The sequence below is a fragment of the Gilliamella sp. ESL0441 genome (assembly GCF_019469185.1).
Taxonomy (GTDB): Bacteria; Pseudomonadota; Gammaproteobacteria; order Enterobacterales; family Orbaceae; genus Gilliamella.
In genome coordinates this window covers 1-19,920 of record NZ_CP048264.1, presented here as the reverse complement: position 1 = coordinate 19,920, position 19,920 = coordinate 1, and the positions used below count along the sequence as shown (strand labels likewise).

The 19,920-nt window shown below is 38.8% G+C and carries 14 protein-coding genes, 2 tRNA genes, 2 rRNA genes and 1 pseudogene; 3 read left to right on the top strand and 16 right to left on the bottom strand.

Annotated elements, in window-relative coordinates; all coding sequences use genetic code 11:
* Positions 1–74 precede the first annotated feature (74 nt).
* The 14 genes and pseudogenes from GYM75_RS00095 to tsaE all read right to left on the bottom strand — a co-directional run bounded on the left by GYM75_RS00095 (position 75) and on the right by tsaE (position 15,931).
* A 23S ribosomal RNA gene (locus GYM75_RS00095) occupies positions 75–2,974 on the bottom strand.
* A gap of 201 nt (positions 2,975–3,175) precedes the next feature.
* Positions 3,176–3,251 (bottom strand) — tRNA-Ala (locus GYM75_RS00090).
* 50 nt (positions 3,252–3,301) lie between these two features.
* Positions 3,302–3,378, bottom strand: a tRNA-Ile gene (locus tag GYM75_RS00085).
* Between the two features lie 55 nt (positions 3,379–3,433).
* A 16S ribosomal RNA gene (locus GYM75_RS00080) occupies positions 3,434–4,971 on the bottom strand.
* The 16S and 23S rRNA genes sit together here with 2 tRNA genes alongside, the layout of an rRNA operon.
* A gap of 300 nt (positions 4,972–5,271) precedes the next feature.
* Positions 5,272–6,453, bottom strand: a complete 1,182-nt coding sequence (purT, locus tag GYM75_RS00075) for a formate-dependent phosphoribosylglycinamide formyltransferase (RefSeq protein WP_220216211.1) — start codon at positions 6,451–6,453, stop codon at positions 5,272–5,274.
* A gap of 74 nt (positions 6,454–6,527) precedes the next feature.
* Positions 6,528–7,826 carry an adenylosuccinate synthase gene (locus tag GYM75_RS00070; protein ID WP_220216210.1) on the bottom strand — a complete coding sequence of 433 codons (1,299 nt, stop codon included), beginning with the start codon at positions 7,824–7,826 and terminating at the stop codon, positions 6,528–6,530.
* A gap of 18 nt (positions 7,827–7,844) precedes the next feature.
* Positions 7,845–8,792, bottom strand: coding sequence for a protease modulator HflC (gene hflC, locus GYM75_RS00065; RefSeq protein ID WP_220216209.1), 948 nt, complete (start codon positions 8,790–8,792; stop codon positions 7,845–7,847).
* Between the two features lie 10 nt (positions 8,793–8,802).
* Complete coding sequence (hflK, locus tag GYM75_RS00060) at positions 8,803–10,017, bottom strand: FtsH protease activity modulator HflK (RefSeq protein WP_220216208.1); 1,215 nt, start codon at positions 10,015–10,017, stop codon at positions 8,803–8,805.
* A 23-nt stretch (positions 10,018–10,040) separates the two neighbouring features.
* Positions 10,041–11,336 (bottom strand): ribosome rescue GTPase HflX, encoded by a 1,296-nt coding sequence (hflX, locus tag GYM75_RS00055; protein WP_220216207.1) that lies wholly within the window; start codon positions 11,334–11,336, stop codon positions 10,041–10,043.
* 21 nt (positions 11,337–11,357) lie between these two features.
* Complete coding sequence (gene hfq / locus GYM75_RS00050; RefSeq protein WP_220216206.1) at positions 11,358–11,603, bottom strand: RNA chaperone Hfq; 246 nt, start codon at positions 11,601–11,603, stop codon at positions 11,358–11,360.
* Positions 11,604–11,899: 296 nt separating this feature from the next.
* On the bottom strand, positions 11,900–12,808 hold the full coding sequence (gene miaA, locus GYM75_RS00045) for a tRNA (adenosine(37)-N6)-dimethylallyltransferase MiaA (protein ID WP_220216205.1): 909 nt from the start codon (positions 12,806–12,808) through the stop codon (positions 11,900–11,902).
* Positions 12,805–14,679: a DNA mismatch repair endonuclease MutL gene (mutL, locus tag GYM75_RS00040; protein ID WP_220216204.1), complete on the bottom strand. Its 1,875-nt coding sequence runs from the start codon at positions 14,677–14,679 to the stop codon at positions 12,805–12,807. The genes miaA and mutL overlap by 4 nt, the downstream gene beginning before the upstream one ends.
* Positions 14,680–14,699: 20 nt before the next feature.
* Positions 14,700–15,404: pseudogene (locus GYM75_RS00035) on the bottom strand (N-acetylmuramoyl-L-alanine amidase); the annotation flags it as partial.
* A 41-nt stretch (positions 15,405–15,445) separates the two neighbouring features.
* Positions 15,446–15,931, bottom strand: coding sequence for a tRNA (adenosine(37)-N6)-threonylcarbamoyltransferase complex ATPase subunit type 1 TsaE (gene tsaE, locus GYM75_RS00030; RefSeq protein ID WP_220216202.1), 486 nt, complete (start codon positions 15,929–15,931; stop codon positions 15,446–15,448).
* 133 nt (positions 15,932–16,064) lie between these two features.
* Here tsaE and tusB point away from each other — a divergent pair, with 133 nt between their 5' ends.
* The 3 genes from tusB to GYM75_RS00015 all read left to right on the top strand — a co-directional run bounded on the left by tusB (position 16,065) and on the right by GYM75_RS00015 (position 18,156).
* Positions 16,065–16,343 (top strand): sulfurtransferase complex subunit TusB, encoded by a 279-nt coding sequence (gene tusB / locus GYM75_RS00025; protein ID WP_220216201.1) that lies wholly within the window; start codon positions 16,065–16,067, stop codon positions 16,341–16,343.
* Between the two features lie 138 nt (positions 16,344–16,481).
* Positions 16,482–17,045, top strand: a complete 564-nt coding sequence (locus tag GYM75_RS00020; RefSeq protein ID WP_220216200.1) for a Sua5/YciO/YrdC/YwlC family protein — start codon at positions 16,482–16,484, stop codon at positions 17,043–17,045.
* Positions 17,046–17,049: 4 nt separating this feature from the next.
* Positions 17,050–18,156 (top strand): anhydro-N-acetylmuramic acid kinase, encoded by a 1,107-nt coding sequence (locus GYM75_RS00015; protein WP_220216199.1) that lies wholly within the window; start codon positions 17,050–17,052, stop codon positions 18,154–18,156.
* 6 nt (positions 18,157–18,162) lie between these two features.
* Here the strand turns inward: GYM75_RS00015 and GYM75_RS00010 are convergent, their stop codons facing one another.
* Both GYM75_RS00010 and hda read right to left on the bottom strand, forming a co-directional pair.
* The gene (locus GYM75_RS00010) at positions 18,163–18,942 is read right to left on the bottom strand and encodes a Cof-type HAD-IIB family hydrolase (RefSeq protein ID WP_220216198.1); all 780 of its coding nucleotides are present in this window, start codon (positions 18,940–18,942) and stop codon (positions 18,163–18,165) included.
* Between the two features lies 1 nt (position 18,943).
* Positions 18,944–19,627, bottom strand: a complete 684-nt coding sequence (hda, locus tag GYM75_RS00005) for a DnaA inactivator Hda (protein ID WP_220217257.1) — start codon at positions 19,625–19,627, stop codon at positions 18,944–18,946.
* Between the last annotated feature and the right edge of the window lie 293 nt (positions 19,628–19,920).

Sequence of the window (19,920 nt, the reverse complement as noted above, 5' to 3'; positions counted from 1 at the left end):
CTACAATATTCAACCACCTTTCGATGATTTTCTCTTCTCTCTATTCGCGTAATCCCAAAACAACTCCGAGTTGTAAGGTTAAGACTCTCGGTTCATTAGTATCAGTTAGCTCAATGTATCACTACACTTACACACCTGACCTATCTACGTCTTAGTCTCAAACGGACCTTACTGATTCTCATCAGGGAAAACTCATCTCGAGGCTAGTTTCGTACTTAGATGCTTTCAGCACTTATCTATTCCGCACGTAGCTACCGGGCAATGCAATTGGCATCACAACCCGTACACCAGCGGTGCGTTCACTTCGGTCCTCTCGTACTAGAAGCAAACCCTCTCAATTTTCCTACGCCCATGGCAGATAGGGACCGAACTGTCTCACGACGTTCTAAACCCAGCTCGCGTACCACTTTAAACGGCGAACAGCCGTACCCTTGGGACCTACTTCAGCCCCAGGATGTGATGAGCCGACATCGAGGTGCCAAACACCGCCGTCGATATGAACTCTTGGGCGGTATCAGCCTGTTATCCCCGGAGTACCTTTTATCCGTTGAGCGATGGCCCTTCCATTCAGAACCACCGGATCACTATGACCTACTTTCGTACCTGCTCGAGCCGTCACTCTCGCAGTCAAGCTAGCTTTTGCCATTGCACTAACCTCCTGATGTCCGACCAGGATTAGCTAACCTTCGTGCTCCTCCGTTACTCTTTGGGAGGAGACCGCCCCAGTCAAACTACCCACCAGACAGTGTCCCTTACCTCGATTCAGAAGTATAGGTTAGAACATCAAACATTAAAGGGTGGTATTTCAAGGATGACTCCACACACACTGGCGTGCATGCTTCAAAGTCTCCCACCTATCCTACACATTAAGGCTCAATGTTCACTGTCAAGCTATAGTAAAGGTTCACGGGGTCTTTCCGTCTTGCCACGGGTACACCGCATCTTCACGGCGATTTCAATTTCACTGAGTCTCGGGTGGAGACAGCCTGGCCATCATTACGCCATTCGTGCAGGTCGGAACTTACCCGACAAGGAATTTCGCTACCTTAGGACCGTTATAGTTACGGCCGCCGTTTACTGGGGCTTCGATCAAGAGCTTCTGCTTACGCATAACCCCATCAATTAACCTTCCAGCACCGGGCAGGCGTCACACCGTATACGTCCACTTTCGTGTTTGCACAGTGCTGTGTTTTTATTAAACAGTTGCAGCCAGCTGGTATCTTCGACTGACTTCACCTCCATCCGCATGGGACTTCAATTACCATCAGCGTGCCTTCTCCCGAAGTTACGGCACCATTTTGCCTAGTTCCTTCACCCGAGTTCTCTCAAGCGCCTGAGTATTCTCTACCTGACCACCTGTGTCGGTTTCGGGTACGATTAACTATAACCTGAAGCTTAGAGGATTTTCCTGGAAGCAGGGCATCAATTACTTCACTACCTTAGTAGCTCGTCATCACGCCTCAGGGTCTCAGTGACCGGATTTGCCTAATCACACCCCTACACGCTTAACCCACCATCCAATAGGTGGTAAACCTAGCCTTCTTCGTCCCCCCATCGCAGTTATAGCCAGTACGGGAATATTAACCCGTTTCCCATCAGATACGCCCTTCGGCCTCTCCTTAGGGGTCGACTCACCCTGCCCCGATTAACGTTGGACAGGAACCCTTGGTCTTCCGGCGAGCGGGCTTTTCACCCGCTTTATCGTTACTTATGTCAGCATTCGCACTTCTGATACCTCCAGCATGCCTCACAACACACCTTCTACGGCTTACAGAACGCTCCCCTACCCAATACACTTACGTGCACTGCCGCAGCTTCGGTGCATAGTTTTAGCCCCGTTACATCTTCCGCGCAGGCCGACTCGACTAGTGAGCTATTACGCTTTCTTTAAATGATGGCTGCTTCTAAGCCAACATCCTAGCTGTCTAAGCCTTCCCACTTCGTTTCCCACTTAACTATGACTTGGGGACCTTAGCTGGCGGTCTGGGTTGTTTCCCTCTTCACGACGAACGTTAGCACCCGCCGTGTGTCTCCCATGATTAAACTTGTCAGTATTCGGAGTTTGCATCGGGTTGGTAAGCCGGGATGGCCCCCTAGCCGAAACAGTGCTCTACCCCCAACAGTTACTCATGAGGCGCTACCTAAATAGCTTTCGGGGAGAACCAGCTATCTCCCGGTTTGATTGGCCTTTCACCCCCAGCCACAGGTCATCCGCTAATTTTTCAACATTAGTCGGTTCGGTCCTCCAGTTAGTGTTAACCAACCTTCAACCTGCCCATGGCTAGATCACCGGGTTTCGGGTCTATACCCTGCAACTTAACGCACAGTTAATACTCGGTTTCCCTTCGGCTCCCCTATTCGGTTAACCTTGCTACAGAATATAAGTCGCTGACCCATTATACAAAAGGTACGCAGTCACACATACCCAACGGTACATGCTCCCACTGATTGTACGTACACGGTTTCAGGGTCTATTTCACTCCCCTCCCGGGGTTCTTTTCGCCTTTCCCTCACGGTACTGGTTCACTATCGGTCAATCAGGAGTATTTAGCCTTGGAGGATGGTCCCCCCATATTCAGACAGGATATCACGTGTCCCGCCCTACTCTTCAAGCTTCCACATAATCCATCTTCGTGTACGGGACTTTCACCCTCTATCGTGCGACTTTCCAGACGCTTCCACTGATACATTATGCTACCCGCTTTGGGCTACTCCCCTTTCGCTCGCCGCTACTAGGGGAATCTCGGTTGATTTCTTTTCCTCGGGGTACTTAGATGTTTCAGTTCTCCCGGTTCGCCTCATCTGACTATGTATTCATCAGATGATAGTGCAGTCACCTGCACTGGGTTTCCCCATTCGGACATCGACGGCTATAACGCCTTTTATCAGCTCACCGTCGCTTTTCGCAGATTAACACGTCCTTCTTCGCCTCTGATTGCCTAGGCATCCACCGTGTACGCTTAATTTCTTAACCTTACAACTCACAGTTGTCTTGGTTTCTATTACGCTTTTTTCTCTTTTCTACTTCAAACATCCATACTTTCGTATCAATGCCTTCCGTAAAAACGAGAACTCGTTTCTTTCAGCTTGTTCCTAATTGTTAAAGAGCTTTATCTTTCTATTTACTCATATAAGTAAATACAAACATAATTTAATTCAAAAGAGACGGCTTTAATGGTGGAGCTAAGCGGGATCGAACCGCTGGCCTCCTGCGTGCAAGGCAGGCGCTCTCCCAGCTGAGCTATAGCCCCATTGTTTTCACTTCTTCAACGCCTCAAACTTCCGCTCAATGCCGTTGAATTGGTGGGTCTGAGTGGACTTGAACCACCGACCTCACCCTTATCAGGGGTGCGCTCTAACCACCTGAGCTACAGACCCAATAAAGTGACTCTTTCTAAACAAACAATCTGTGTGAACACTTACGAGCACTTCGTAAGGAGGTGATCCAACCGCAGGTTCCCCTACGGTTACCTTGTTACGACTTCACCCCAGTCATGAATCACACCGTGGTAAACGCCCTCCCGAAGGTTAAGCTATCTACTTCTGGTGCAACCCACTCCCATGGTGTGACGGGCGGTGTGTACAAGGCCCGGGAACGTATTCACCGTGACATTCTGATTCACGATTACTAGCGATTCCGACTTCATGGAGTCGAGTTGCAGACTCCAATCCGGACTTAGACGTACTTTCTGAGGTCCGCTTGCTCTCGCGAGGTCGCCTCCCTTTGTATACGCCATTGTAGCACGTGTGTAGCCCTGGTCGTAAGGGCCATGATGACTTGACGTCGTCCCCACCTTCCTCCGCTTTATCAACGGCAGTCTCCTTTGAGTTCCCGACCTAATCGATGGCAACAAAGGATAAGGGTTGCGCTCGTTGCGGGACTTAACCCAACATTTCACAACACGAGCTGACGACAGCCATGCAGCACCTGTCTCACAGTTCCCGAAGGCACTCCAGCATCTCTGCCAGATTCTGTGGATGTCAAGACCAGGTAAGGTTCTTCGCGTTGCATCGAATTAAACCACATGCTCCACCGCTTGTGCGGGCCCCCGTCAATTCATTTGAGTTTTAACCTTGCGGCCGTACTCCCCAGGCGGTCGATTTATCGCGTTAGCTTCGGAGCCCATCACTCAGGGCAACAAACTCCAAATCGACATCGTTTACAGCGTGGACTACCAGGGTATCTAATCCTGTTTGCTCCCCACGCTTTCGCATCTCAGCGTCAGTATCTGTCCAGAAGGCCGCCTTCGCCACCGGTATTCCTCCACATCTCTACGCATTTCACCGCTACACGTGGAATTCTACCTTCCTCTACAATACTCCAGATAACCAGTTTTAAGTGCAATTCCCAGGTTGAGCCCGGGGCTTTCACACCTAACTTAATTATCCGCCTACATGCCCTTTACGCCCAGTCATTCCGATTAACGCTCGCACCCTCCGTATTACCGCGGCTGCTGGCACGGAGTTAGCCGGTGCTTCTTCTGTAGCTAACGTCAACTGCATGCACTTTTCATACACACAACTTCCTCACTACCGAAAGTACTTTACAACCCGAAGGCCTTCTTCATACACGCGGCATGGCTGCATCAGGGTTTCCCCCATTGTGCAATATTCCCCACTGCTGCCTCCCGTAGGAGTCTGGACCGTGTCTCAGTTCCAGTGTGGCTGGTCATCCTCTCAGACCAGCTAGAGATCGTCGCCTTGGTGAGCCTTTACCCCACCAACTAGCTAATCCCATATGGGCTCATCAAATGGCGCACGTCCTTTCGGAACCGTACTTTGGTCTCTCAACTTTATGCGGTATTAGCAGTCGTTTCCAACTGTTGTCCCCCTCCATTTGGCAGATCCCCATACTTTACTCACCCGTCCGCCACTCGTCATCAAGTGCAAGCACTCATGTTACCGTTCGACTTGCATGTGTTAAGCCTGCCGCCAGCGTTCAATCTGAGCCATGATCAAACTCTTCAATTTAAAGTTTGATGCTCAATAACTGTTTCTGACATATTCAAATGAATCTTCAGTGTCACTTATCAAGACTTAATTTTTTGAGTCCGTAGACTTTTTATCTTTCGTCTCGCAAGTGCCCACACAGATTGTCTGTTTCTTCTTTTTAAAGAGCTGACAGCTTTTTTACCTTATCAAGTTTTGTTGATTTAGTTTGCTGTCTCAAGGGTTGCGTATGTTACTCATTTCACTTGATGTCGTCAACCCTTATTTTGGTTTTTTTATTATTTTTGGGTTGAGTGGTCGCTTTTTATTCAAAACAAGGCGTTATAGTATAAATTTTATCTGATTTGCCACCTGTTTAGCTTTTTCTATCGCTTCGCTAATATTATTTGCCCTTGCTAATGCAACCCCCATTCTTCTTGCCCCTTTAACCTCAGGTTTACCAAATAGGCGTAGATCGGTTTGTTCAACGCTTAGTGCTTGGGCTAAATGAATATAAGAAACTTGATTTGAGTCACCTTCTACCATTAATACAGCAGATGCACTTGCCCCATATTGTTCAATCGTTGGAATAGGCAACCCTAAAATAGCTCTTACGTGTAACGAAAATTCGGATAGATTTTGTGAAATCAAAGTCACCATTCCTGTGTCATGAGGACGAGGTGAAATTTCACTAAACCATACTTGATCACCTTTTACAAATAACTCAACCCCAAATAATCCTCTACCACCTAAGGCTTCCGTTATTTTTGATGCAATCTCTTTTGCTAAGTTAAGTGCTTGGGGTGACATGTGTTGTGGTTGCCAAGATTCACGGTAATCACCATTTTCTTGTCGATGTCCAATCGGTTCACAATACGATACGCCATCAATATGTCTTACTGTTAATAAGGTAATTTCATAATCAAAATCGATAAAACCTTCAATGATAACTTTTCCACCGCCCGCTCGTCCGCCTTCTTGAGCATATCGCCAAGCTGATTCAAGATCATTATTGTTATGTATTAAAAATTGTCCTTTACCTGAAGAGCTCATAACGGGTTTAACCAAACAAGGAAAACCAATTTCATTAACAGCTTTTTCAAACTCTAAAAAATTTGTCGCAAAACGATAAGGAGAAGTCGGTAATTTTAATTTTTCAGCGGCTAAACGACGAATTCCTTCGCGATTCATCGTTAATTGCGTCGCTTTTGCTGTAGGGATAACCGTAAAACCTTGTTCTTCTAACTCAACTAATGTATCTGTTGCAATGGCTTCAATTTCAGGCACGATATAATCTGGTTGTTCACTTTCAATTACGCTTTTTAACTCACGACCGTTTAACATGTCGATAATATGATAGCGATGTGCAACTTGCATTGCAGGTGCGTTGGCATAACGATCAATGGCAATCACCTCGCAACCAAATCGTTGTAGCTCAATGGCAACTTCTTTAGCCAGCTCACCTGCACCACAAATTAAGACTTTCGTCGCCGTTGTTGATAATGGTGTTCCTATTCTAGACATTCTTTCCTCAACCACAATTATTTATTTGCTGAAATAAAAAATCGGGATAATTCCCGATTTTAATCAATTTATTATTATGCTTGGTAAGGATCACGTAAAATCATGGTTTCACTTCGATCAGGCCCCGTTGAAATAATATCAATTGGCGTCTCGGTTAATTCCTCTATCCTTTTAATATAAGTTTTTGCTGCTTGTGGTAAAGCATCATAGCTTTTTATACCAAAGGTTGATTCACTCCACCCAGGCATTGATTCATAGACGGGTTTAACTAAGCTCCACTCTTCAGCAGAAGCCGGTGCGTTTTTGATCACATCACCATTTGGTAATTGATATCCTACACAGATTTTAACTTCTTTTAATCCATCTAAAACATCAAGTTTAGTTAAACAAAATCCTGAAACCGAGTTTAGTTGTACTGCTTTTCTAACAGCGACAGCATCAAGCCATCCTGTACGGCGACGGCGTCCGGTTGTTGCGCCAAATTCATTCCCTTGTTTACAAAGATACTCGCCAACATCATCGAAAAGTTCTGTTGGAAAAGGACCTGCGCCAACACGAGTAGAGTAAGCTTTTACAATTCCCAGTACATAACCAACATAACGAGGCCCAAAGCCTGAACCCGTTGCTACCCCACCTGCAGTAGTATTTGATGAAGTCACAAAAGGGTAAGTACCATGATCAATATCAAGTAATGTTCCTTGCGCACCTTCAAACATAATTCTTTCGCCTTTTTTGCGAGCTTCTTCTAACAGTGCAGGAATATCAGCTATCATCGCAATTAAAATATCAGCAATCGCTAATGTGTCATCTAGCACTTTTTGATAGTCAACCGCTTCTACTTTGTAATAGTTGACTAATTGGAAGTTGTGATATTCCATCACTTCTTTCAATTTTTCTGCAAACGCTTGACGATCACGTAAATCGCCTACACGAAGACCTCGACGAGCTACTTTATCTTCATATGCCGGACCAATCCCACGACCTGTTGTCCCAATCGCTTTACTACCGCGGGCTTTTTCACGAGCTTGATCAAGAGCAATATGGTAAGGCAAAATCAAAGGACATGATTCAGAAATGAGTAATCTTTCTTTGACGGGTATGCCTTTATCCTCTAACTCTTTCATCTCTTTCATTAAAGCATCTGGACAAAGTACAACACCATTACCAATAATACTAATGACATCGTTACGTAATATTCCTGAAGGAATAAGATGCAATACCGTTTTTTCACCATTAATGACTAATGTATGTCCTGCATTGTGCCCACCTTGATAACGGACAACATATTTTGCTTTTTCTGTGAGTAAATCAACAACTTTACCTTTGCCTTCATCACCCCATTGTGTTCCTAACACAACAACATTATTACTCATAGATTTTTACTCATTCAGTTAATTATTAGATTTTAATTTCATATATTGAAAAAATTCACTATCTGGACTAATGACCATAATATCACTACCAGTGAAACTTTGTTCATAAGCTTTTAAACTTCGAATAAAACTAAAAAATTCTTTGTCTTTGCCAAAAGCATCCGCATAAAGCTTAGCAGCAATTGCATCGCCTTCACCACGAATTACTCGTGATTGGCGTTCTGCTTCTGAAAGTATTTCTGTTTCTTGCAATGTAGCTTTTGCTCTTGTTTCTTCAGCTTTTTTTACACCTTCAAAACGTTTATCTCGTGCAATAACTTCACGTTCTGCTCGCATTCTGGCATAGATTGAACCTGAAACCTCAGCAGGAAAATTAATTTGCTTGATTCGCACATCAATGACTTCGACACCAAACGCTCGTAAACTCGTTTTATTACCTTCGATATCTTTATGTACATCTGTTGAAGTATTTTCAGCTATTTCTTGAGCACCACCATTTAGTGCATCTTTTACGCGATTCATCAAAGAATTACGAGATTGTGTATCCGCATTAGAATCATTGATAATATCTTTATTACTTAATTTACCAATTTCAGCACGTAAACGACCATTCAGTCTTGCTAATAATAAGTCTTCGACATTATTACCACCGGCGACTGTTTCATAATAACGATTAAAATCAATAATTTTCCATTGCACAAAATAGTCAACAATTAACTCTTTCTTTTGCACATTGAAAAATCGTTGTTCTTTATTGTTATTAGAGCTATTAGTTGTTTGAATTTTAGCATCAATTACTTTGACCGTATCCATACCAGGGATTTTAAAATGTAACCCAGGCTCAGATAATCCAATGATTTTATTGAATCTTAAAACAACACCACGTGTACCTTCTTCAATAACATAAACGCTTGAAATATACACACCGATTAATATTAAAACTATAGGAATTAATAATTTTCGCATATTTTTCTCCTTAACGTCCCATAGTCCGCGTAGTATTTCTTACGCTATTTGAGTTATTGCTACTGTTATGGTCTTTTGGTAATTCAGATGCTGCTTGAGACTGATTTTTTACGGCATCTGAAGAAGACGTATTAAAGTTATAATCACTGTTAGTATTTGATAATGTTGGTGGATTAGAATTTGTTATTCTTTTATTTTGAAATAACTTTTCCAATGGTAAAACCATAATGTTACCGCTTTTATCATTAACAATAACTTTGTTGGTTTTGGTTAATACCCTTTCCATAGTTTCAATATACAAACGTTCTTTGGTGATTTCAGGTGCTGCTTTATATTGCGGTAGAATTTTTTCGAAACGCGCAACATCACCCGCAGCTTCAAGTTCAATACGTACTTTGTAAGCATTAGCATCGGCTAGAATTCTCGCTGAACGACCTTCTGCTTGCTGCACTATCTGAACTTTATCAGCTTCAGCCTTTTTAATTTCACGCTCACTGTCACCTTGAGCTCGAATAGCATCATCATAAGCATCTTGCACTTCATCAGGTGGACGCGCTACTTGGAAGTTCAAGTCTACAATATTGATACCCATATCATAATGCGTAATCACATTAACTAATTCATCTTTAGTACTACTTTCAAGCACAGAACGCCCATCAGAAATGATTGCGTCTATATTTGAACTACCCACAGCGGTTCTAAGTGCACTGTCAGCCGCTTGTCGCAGACTATCTTCAACATTTGTGACATTGAATAAATATTTTAAAGGATTACTAATACGATATTGTACGTTCATTTCAACGAACACTAAGTTTTCACCTGTCGTGACGATAAATCCTTTTACATTGAAATTTTTAGTACCTTGAGTATCAACAGCATAAACTTTGTCTACTAATGGTATTCTCCAATTTAATCCTGGCTGAATAATTTCAGGTTGAACTTGACCAAAACGTGTAATCACACCTCGTTGACTTTGATTTATAGTATAAAAACCATTGAGCGCCCAAATAAAAATTAATACAACAATTACGATACCTATAATTTTAGAAGTATTCATCGGTAATTTCTTTCCTGAAGAATTACCATTGTTGTTACTCGAATGACCATTTTTGAGGATATCTTTGATTTTATTTAATAAACTAGCCGATGAACCAGAAGGTTTTCGGTTGTTATTTCCCCATGGATCGTTATCTTGTCCGTTATTGCCGGGCTGATTCCACGCCATATTTTATATGCTCCATTTAACAATTAGTTGTTATTTTGCGTATTAATTAAGTATAACAGATCTGGCTCTTGTTTACATAGGCGATTCCATTCGATTGATGGCATCCTTACATCTAAATGGAAACTACCATCTCCATTAATTACTTCATGTTCAACTGCATTTAGCTGATATAAACGGCTTCTTAGTTTTGCTAAATGAATTGGTAAGTTTAATTGGCAAACTTGAATTTGCCTAGCAAGTCTTTCTGTTAATGCCTTAAATAAGAGATCTAATCCTAAACCATTTTCAGCAGAAATCCAAACACGAATTGGCAAACCATCTTCATCACGATCAATACATGGTTGTTTGCCTTCGATTAAATCAATTTTGTTCATGACGATTAATGTTGGAATTTCATCAGCGTCTATTTCCAACAAAACCTCATCAACCGCTTGCATGTTATCTAAAAAGTTGGGATCAGCGGCATCAACAATGTGTAATAATAAGGCTGCTTCTTGAGTTTCAAGCAAGGTTGCTTTAAATGCAGCAATAAGATCATGCGGTAAATGGCGTATAAAACCAACCGTGTCAGCCAGCACGACTTCGCCTACATCATCAACAACTATTCGGCGTAAAGTTGGATCAAGTGTTGCAAATAACTGATCTGCAGCATAAACATCAGCATGAGTTAATGCATTAAATAGCGTTGATTTACCTGCATTAGTATAACCCACTAAAGATACAGTTGGAATATCAGCTTTATTTCGGGATTGTCTATTTTGGTTGCGTTGTTTTTCAACTTTAGCAAGTTTAGATAAGATTAATTGAATACGATGACGAATTAATCGTCTATCGGTTTCCAATTGCGTTTCGCCTGGGCCTCTTAACCCAATTCCCCCTTTTTGTCGCTCAAGATGAGTCCAGCCACGAACTAAACGCGTCGATAAATACTGTAATTGAGCTAATTCAACTTGTAATTTTCCTTCATGGGTTCTTGCGCGTTGTGCAAATATATCAAGAATTAGTCCTGTTCTATCGATAACACGACATTCACACAATTTTTCGAGATTTCGTTCTTGGGTAGGCGTTAGGGTATGATTGACTAAAATAACAGAGGCATCTAATTCTTTCACTTTTTCAGCAATTTCAATAGCTTTACCTTCACCAATAAAATATTTGGCTTGAGGCGCTTTTCTTGAAGTTGTCACGATATCGAGAATATCTATCTGAGCTGAAGAAACTAATATTTCAAACTCTTTAAGATCCTCAATATCGCTTTCTTTAGGAAAGAACACATGCACTAATAAGGCGGATTCACCACCTTTATATCGTTCAAACAATCGAACTCTCCACTGAAATTATCAGCTTTCAGTTTCCTCTTCAGGCTGAGATACCAATCCTGAAATAGGTCTTGATGGTACGACTGTTGAAATAGCATGTTTGTAAACCATTTGGCTTACCGTATTCTTTAATAAAATAACAAATTGATCGAATGATTCAATTTGACCTTGTAATTTGATCCCGTTAACTAAATAAATTGAGACAGGAATATGCTCGCGACGAAGCAAATTTAAATAAGGATCTTGTAATGACTGCCCTTTTGACATGAGTTTATCCTTTATAGATGAAATAATAATGAAGATAAAATAATTGTAAACGCAAAAAATAATAGTATTTAATGCGACATAAGATACTTCTGTATTATCAAAATAACATAAAAAGCATCGCTATAAAACTAACGAAAAGCGATTAATGCACAAATAACTAAAATTTTAATGTATTTAAACTAAAAAATACAAAAATTATACCGAATCTTGACAATTATCCAAAAATTTTTAAGAAAATGCAATTTTCTATTCTAACTTAAAAGCTTAAAAAAAGAAAATTAAAACAATTTACATCATTATATTTTTAGAAAAATTGAATCCATATTATCACCGTTTAACCATGTGATTGGTTGTTTCCATCCTCTAAGCCAAGTAATCTGTCTTTTCGCTAATTGCCGTGTGGCGCAAATCCCTTTAAATACCATTTCATCATAACTTATTTCACCACTTAAATATTCCCACATTTGACGATAACCGACACAACGTATAGAGGGTAAATTAGTATGTAAATCTGCTCGTACCATTAATCGTTTAACTTCGTCTTCAAATCCTAACTCCAGCATCTGTAAAAAACGTTGTTCAATACGTTGATGCAACTCAGCTCTATCTTTTGGCATGATAGCAAATTGCATAATATCGTAAGGTAATAGTTCACCACTATGTTGTGTCAATTCAGTTAAACTTTTTCCAGAAATTAAATAAACTTCTAAAGCACGATTAAGACGCTGTGGATCATTAGGATGAATTCTATTAGCCGAAACGGGATCAACTTTTTTTAACTCTTCATGAATCGATTGCCAACCATATTTATTGGCTTTTTCCTCAATTTGCTGACGTATTTCACTATTCGCTGCTGGCAGAGGTGAAAGTCCCTCAATTAAAGCTTTAAAATAGAGCATTGTTCCACCTACTAATAGTGGAATTCGACCATTTTTTAATGATTTTTCAATTTCCAAAATAGCATCATGCCGAAAGTTCGCAGCAGAATAACTTTCAGAGGGGTCACAAATATCAATCAATTTATGAGGATATTTTTGTTGTTCAGATAAAGTAGGTTTTGCCGTACCAATATCCATACCACGATAAATCAATGCTGAATCCACGCTAATTATATCGATAGGATAACGATCATAAAGCGCCATAGCAAAAGCTGTCTTACCTGATGCAGTCGGCCCCATTAATGAAATAATTTTTGGTTTACTCATGATAAAATTGATTGCATAAAAGTTTGAATATCAATAGGGTATAAAAATGTTTCTTGTTCTAATAATTTAATATCTACCTGTTCTAATTGAGCTAGCAATTGAATTACGTTAGCAACACTCCAACTGACCAAACTATTATCTTCACATTTAATAGCTAACCAACTGGCAATTTGAGTAGGATCGATAGTTGTATTTTCATCTGCAGATAAAAAAGTAATTAAAGCAGGTAGTAACTGTTGCCAATTTGTCGTACGTAACATTTTAGGAACATTTTGCAAATGTAATTTAGCTTTTTCAAAACTAAACTCAAAACCTAAAAAGGTTAATTGTGCCTTATAGTGAGTAAGAACTTGCTCTTCTTTGCGATTAATTAAAATTGTTAATGGAATCAGTAGTTTTTCAGATTCTTGCGATAACAATTTAATCGCATTCACTTTTTGCTTTGCAACTGGCAGCTTCATTAACATTAATTTTTGCTCGCTGTCTTCATATTTTTCAAGTAATGCAATATCGGGTTGAATAACAGTTAAAACTCGACCAAATTGCACTAACGATGAACTATCAAACTGATGATGTAGTGATGACTGTAATGGCGTTGTTCGTTTCGGAAATAAAGTTTCAATCACCGCTTTTTGTGGTTCAGTAATGTGATGTTCCTGTGGTAAATCAATCTGTTGTTTTTGATTTATATTTTGTTTGTTTTGCTGGGCATCAACATTAACTAGTTGTCCGTACAGTGCATTATTTTCTTTTACATTATTGATTATCTTTTGAGGAAATGGCTTATTCGTAGAATAAGATGTCTGGTTGTTTTGTCGATTGAAAATATTATCACCCGCCGCTTGTCTATTCGGTGTAATTGATATTTTAGTTTGATTATCCTCTAAAGGTAATGTTGATTCAACTGACGACTCCAGTGCCATAACAATAGCTTGATAAACAAAATCATGAACAAGTCTAGCCTCATGAAAACGAACTTCATGTTTAGCTGGATGAACATTCACATCAACTTGCTTTGGATCAAGTTTTAAAAATACAACATAACTTTGTTGTTCGTTTGTTCGGCTAATATAAGCTTGCCGTAGAGCATGATTGAGTAATTTATCTTTAATTACACGCCCGTTAACATAAAAATATTGTAGATCGCTAACTTCATTACTTGCAACCCATCCTTGAATCAATAAATCATCATGTTGCCAATCTAACTTTACTGCTTTTTGCATAAAAGCACGACCGCATACGAGTTCAACACGTTTTTCTAACTCAGATGCACGATATTGTTTAACTAATTTACCATTATGTTGCAAGTTAAATGTCACATCAGGACGCGCCAACGCAATACGTCTGATAAACTCTTCAATATGCATAAATTCCGTTTTTTCGGTTTTCAAAAAACGACGTCTAGCGGGGGTATTATAAAATAGATCTAACACTTCAACCGTTGAACCTACTGGATGTGCAGCAGGTTTAATAGTTGGAGACATATCTCGACCTTCAGCATAAACTTGCCAGGCTTCAGATTGTTCCGCAGTTCGAGAAGTTAGCGTTAATCGGGAAACTGAGCTGATACTAGCAAGTGCTTCTCCTCTAAATCCCAGACTTATTATCGCCTCCAAGTCGTCTAATGTATTAATTTTGCTGGTTGCATGACGAGCTAATGCTAAAGCTAATTCTTCCTTATTAATTCCACAGCCATTATCTCGAATACGAATTAATTTACATCCGCCCTGCTCTAAATCAATATCAATTTGCGTACTACCAGCATCTAAACTATTTTCAATTAATTCTTTAATAACTGATGCCGGACGCTCTACCACTTCACCAGCTGCAATTTGATTTGCTAACTGAGGTGATAGAATATGAATAGCCATTAATGTCTTTCTCCAAACTTAGGATTTTGTTTTACATAATTTTTTATGCCTTGATAGATTGCTTTGGCAATTTTATCTTGATGCGCACTACTACCAATTAATTTTTCTTCCCCTATATTTGAGATAAAACCAACTTCAACTAAAATAGATGGAATATCTGGGGATCGCAATACACCTAAACTTGCATGTTCAGGTTTATTTTTATGCAATTTGATCGTACCCTTCATTGCTTTTAAGACTTGAGTTGCTAGCTCATAGCCTACACGCTGTGAATAAGAAAATTGCAAATCAAGTACCGCTTGACTTAAATGAGCATCATGACCATCACTTAATGCATCGCCTGCACCACCTAATAACTGTGACTGTTTTTCCTCTTGCTCAATCCAACGACCAAGTTCAGTATCAGCTCGCTTAGTTGATAAAACCCAAATAGAAGCACCAGTTGCACTACGGTTAGGAGCTGCATCGGCATGAATGGATATAAGTAAATTGGCTTTACTATTACGCGCAATCTCTGAACGTTTGGATACCGAAATAAAATTATCACTGGTTCGAGTTAATACACCTTTAAATTTTGGATCGTTATTGAGTAAAGCAGTGAGTTTTTTAGCAATAGAAAGGGTTACTGTCTTTTCATATAATTTATTTTTACCTATCGCACCTGAATCTTTGCCACCATGTCCTGCATCAACGGCAATCACCACTTTAGCAGCATAAGCAGAACTGCAAAGCAACAATAACATCATAAAAGTAAGAAGTTTTTTCATCATGTATCCGCTAAGTGTATTTGATTAATAATAGCTTGACCTTTTGCTGTTTTTGCCAACAAAGTCGCTGTACGTTCAAGTTTCAAATAGCTTAAATGAACTTCAATATCCGCAATTGGCAAAATACCTTGGGCTTGTTGTGGCCACTCTATTAAAGAAATGGATCGCGAAGCAAAATATTCACGAATCCCCATAAACTCAAGTTCTTCTGGATCATAAAGCCTATATAAGTCGAAATGATAAACTGAAAAATCATCAAATTGATAAGATTCCACTAAGGTATAGGTTGGGCTTTTTACATTACCAACATGCCCTAATTGTTGTAAAAAACCTCGACTAAATGTTGTTTTTCCAGCCCCTAGCTCACCAATTAAATAAATAACTATTGTACTATTATTGTTCAATAAATAACTTAAACACTGCTTTGCTAATTGCTTACCAAAGAAGATAGTTTGTTGTTCGTCGGCTAAAATAATAGGTTTCATAACGGATATTTTGCTTAATAAATAGTTGTTATTATATACTAATAACAACTAAAGAGGTACTAACCAAAATTAACTCAATTTTTGAGTAAATTTTAACTTTAATATTATGTCTTGACATAATAAGTGAAAAAACATGCTACACACAATTTCAACAGATAACCAATCAATAATCGATCCTCAGATTATCTCTGCCCAAGATGCGGTCTTATTTTGGCAAAATGGCGTATTTATTGCGTTACAAAATACCCCTATTCTTAATGCTATTTTAGAAAAAACTCAACATTGTTATATCTTAGATAATGATATTACAGCGCGTGGACTTGATCCGTTTATTGATAAAAGATTGCATATCATTAATCTGCAACAGATGGTTGAATTGACCGCTAAACATTTTCCTCAAATGAATTGGTAATAAATTAATAACTCTGTTAAATTTGATTTTTTACTTCCCGTATCAACAATATTTCAAAATTGACAGAGCCAATTTGCAATTCAATACACCTCAGTTTAATATGATTTTCATATCATATAATTCTGTATCCAACTAGAAATGGTAAATTTATTATCAATAAAAGAAATCGATGACTTACTAGAAAAAGGCGAAGTTGTAGCTTATCCAACTGAATCTGTTTTTGGATTGGGTTGCGATCCTGATTGTCAAACTGCAGTAATGAAACTGCTTGATTTAAAGCGCCGTCCTATTGAAAAAGGTTTAATTCTCATTGCCAGTCATTATGATCAACTTATCCCTTACATCGATGAGTCAGCATTGACCTATCAACAAAAACAGTTAGCTTTAGCAAGTTGGCCAGGTGCGGTTACTTGGATTTTTCCTAAAAATAAAAATACCCCACAGTTTTTAACCGGTCAATTTGATTCAATTGCAGTACGTGTTACTGATCATCCATTGGTATGTACATTATGCGACCTATTTGGTAAGCCCTTAGTTTCAACAAGCGCTAATCTTTCAAATTATCCGCCTTGTTTTACCGCAAACGAAGTTGCATTACAATTTGGTGAACAGTTTCCCATATTACAAGGTGAAACCGGACACAGGGCTTCACCTTCTGAAATTAGGGATATAAAAACGGGTCAAATCATACGACAAGGTTAGTATTATGCACAATTTATATATTGGAATTATGTCAGGTACCAGCATGGATGGGGTAGATATTGCATTAGTTGATATTACTGCAGGAAAAGTTAAATCAATAGCCAGCGAATGTTATTCTATGCCAGATGACATTAAACAACAATTACTAACCCTTTGTGAAACCAAACAGACTTCATTACAAGATTTAGGTGAACTGGATCACCAGTTAGGCTTACTTTATGCCCATCATGTGAATCAATTTTTAACACACCATAAAATAGAGCGTAATAAAATTAATGCAATTGGTTGTCATGGACAAACTATTTACCATTCACCATTTGGTGCAAACCCTTTTACGATGCAAATTGGCGATGCCAATATCATTGCCGCCCTAACAGGCATTACTACCGTCGCTGACTTTAGACGAAAAGATATTGCTTATGGAGGACAAGGCGCACCTTTAGTGCCTGCTTTTCATAAATCACAACTTGAAAATCCGTCAATTAATCGTGTGATATTAAATATTGGTGGAATAAGTAATATCACGGTACTTATTCCTCATCAACCCGTTATCGGTTACGATACCGGACCGGGTAATGTATTGCTTGACGGTTGGATAAATGCTTGTCTTGGTAAAAATTATGATAACGATGCTAAATGGGCAAAAACAGGAAAGAATGATACCAAACTTCTCAATAAGTTATTAAATGAAGATTATTTTCAATTACCCGCCCCTAAAAGCACAGGACGAGAACTGTTTAACCTATCTTGGTTACGTCAAAAATTGACAGGTATCACATTAAAATCTGAGGATATTCAAGCAACACTGGTTGAATTGACTGCATTATCTATCGCGCAAGAAATAACAAAATTATCCATCAACACAGAATTACCATGTGAACTTTTAGTGTGTGGTGGAGGCGCAAAAAACCCTCTTATTATGCAAAGGCTATCTGTGTTATTGCCCAATTGGGATGTGTTAACTACCAGCGAAAAAGGAATAAACAGTGATGATATGGAAGCAATAGCATTCGCTTGGCTTGCTTATTGTCGACTTAATAATATTCCGTCGAATATTCCAGAAGTGACCGGTGCAAACCAAGCTGTATCTTTAGGGGTGATTTATCAATAATAACATTTAAATCAAACCAAATTTTTTTAAGGCTTTTGCAATCCCATCATTATCATTGGAATCAGTGACAAATTCAGCTTGTTCTTTTAATTTGTCTACAGCATTAGCCATTGCTATCGGGTGATTAACGGTCGTAAACATCTCAAAATCATTCATCCCGTCACCAAATGCGTAAGTAGGCACATCAGTAAATCCTTTTTTTTGCAATAACTGATTAATACCATTGCCTTTGGAACCACCATGATTAAAAACATCAACACAATAAGGTGTGTTACGTATAAATGTTAATTCAGGAAAAACATCACGATAAACAGATTCACCTTCTTCGCACAACAATAACATCATTTGAATCGGTTCTTTTAGATAAAGCAGATCATCAACAGGGGGAATAGGTTGTTTAAGATAGTGATAAAACGTTTTTGCTGCTTGAGTACACTCAGAAATACGCATTGTTTCATCATTATAAAAAGCTAAAGGAATATTCATTTGCTGTTTTGAAAACTGATACATTCTGGCGATTAAATCTTTATCGATATTATTCGTAAAAACTTTCTCGCCTTTATATAGAACAATTTGCCCATTCATACCGATAATAGAATCAATCGACAATTTTTTCATTAAATCGGTCACTTCACAAGGTGTACGACCTGTTGCAAGCATTGGAATAATATTATTTTGCTTTAGCTTTCTTATTGCCTCAACTGAACTTGCTAAAACCTCTATTTGACTATTAAATAAAGTCCCATCTAAATCAAAAAAAACGATAGCTTCAGGCTTGTTACTCATATTACAAATCCAAAATATTTTTAATAAAAGGAATCGTTAACTTACGTTGTTCCGCTAATGTTGCTACTTCAAACTTTTCTAACAAAGAAAACAGGGTACGCATATCACGATGGACACGCTTTAATAAAAATAATCCAACTTCAGTCGATAATTCAAAACCACTTAATTGTGCTCGTAGTTGTAACGCCTTTAGCTTATCATCATCACTCAGTTCTTTTAATTGATAAACTTGCCCCCAACTGAGTCGTGAAACCAGATCAGGTAATATAAAAGAAACCTGTTTAGGTGGAGCACTGGCAGTAATCAATAATTTACTAATATTTTTTTCAGTCAGACGGTTAAATAAATCAAAAATAGCTTCTTCCCAATTCCGATTGCCTGCAATAGCATCAATATCATCTAAACAAACTAAATCATAATTATCCAATCCTTGTAAGATTTCGGGAACAAGGTGAAAATACTGTTTTAAAGGAATATAACTAGCCAGTTTGTTTTGACTTGATGCATGCAATAGGTGAGTACGACCAGCAGCGCTTGCCGACCACATATAAAATACATTGAAACCTTGCTTAACCAATAAAGTTTGCAAAGAATCAAGTAGTAATTGATTATCACCTATATAAAAACTTTCAAAAGTTTCACTGTTTGGTAATGAAAAAGGCAACGGTAATTGTGAAAGAGTAATAAAGTAACCTCACACTAAAAAATTAATCTAGTTAAGTATAAATTTGCTTTTGTAAAAATAAAAGAATTTTATAAAAAAGGAACAATTTTAAAAAATAAAAAAATGTTATCCAAAAATCCCTCAGCATATTTTATCAGTAAACTATTAAAAAACGGTCAATAAAAAGACCAAAAAATAAGCAATCAAAATATATTTTTGTGGATAACTCTGTGTTCAAAGAAAGTAATAAGCTGTGATAAGGCTATTAATAACCTAAAAGATAAAACTAATTGTGGATAACTAAGGTAATTATC

What these genes read in the sequence shown, in the direction of transcription:
- purT (WP_220216211.1), bottom strand. Translation starts at nt 6,453, where the DNA reads ATGTCTAGAATAGGAACACCATTATCAACAACGGCGACGAAAGTCTTA.
- GYM75_RS00070 (WP_220216210.1), bottom strand. Translation starts at nt 7,826, where the DNA reads ATGAGTAATAATGTTGTTGTGTTAGGAACACAATGGGGTGATGAAGGC.
- hflC (WP_220216209.1), bottom strand. Translation starts at nt 8,792, where the DNA reads ATGCGAAAATTATTAATTCCTATAGTTTTAATATTAATCGGTGTGTAT.
- hflK (WP_220216208.1), bottom strand. Translation starts at nt 10,017, where the DNA reads ATGGCGTGGAATCAGCCCGGCAATAACGGACAAGATAACGATCCATGG.
- hfq (WP_220216206.1), bottom strand. Translation starts at nt 11,603, where the DNA reads ATGTCAAAAGGGCAGTCATTACAAGATCCTTATTTAAATTTGCTTCGT.
- miaA (WP_220216205.1), bottom strand. Translation starts at nt 12,808, where the DNA reads ATGAGTAAACCAAAAATTATTTCATTAATGGGGCCGACTGCATCAGGT.
- mutL (WP_220216204.1), bottom strand. Translation starts at nt 14,679, where the DNA reads ATGGCTATTCATATTCTATCACCTCAGTTAGCAAATCAAATTGCAGCT.
- tsaE (WP_220216202.1), bottom strand. Translation starts at nt 15,931, where the DNA reads ATGAAACCTATTATTTTAGCCGACGAACAACAAACTATCTTCTTTGGT.
- tusB (WP_220216201.1), top strand. Translation starts at nt 16,065, where the DNA reads ATGCTACACACAATTTCAACAGATAACCAATCAATAATCGATCCTCAG.
- GYM75_RS00020 (WP_220216200.1), top strand. Translation starts at nt 16,482, where the DNA reads ATGGTAAATTTATTATCAATAAAAGAAATCGATGACTTACTAGAAAAA.
- GYM75_RS00015 (WP_220216199.1), top strand. Translation starts at nt 17,050, where the DNA reads ATGCACAATTTATATATTGGAATTATGTCAGGTACCAGCATGGATGGG.
- GYM75_RS00010 (WP_220216198.1), bottom strand. Translation starts at nt 18,942, where the DNA reads ATGAGTAACAAGCCTGAAGCTATCGTTTTTTTTGATTTAGATGGGACT.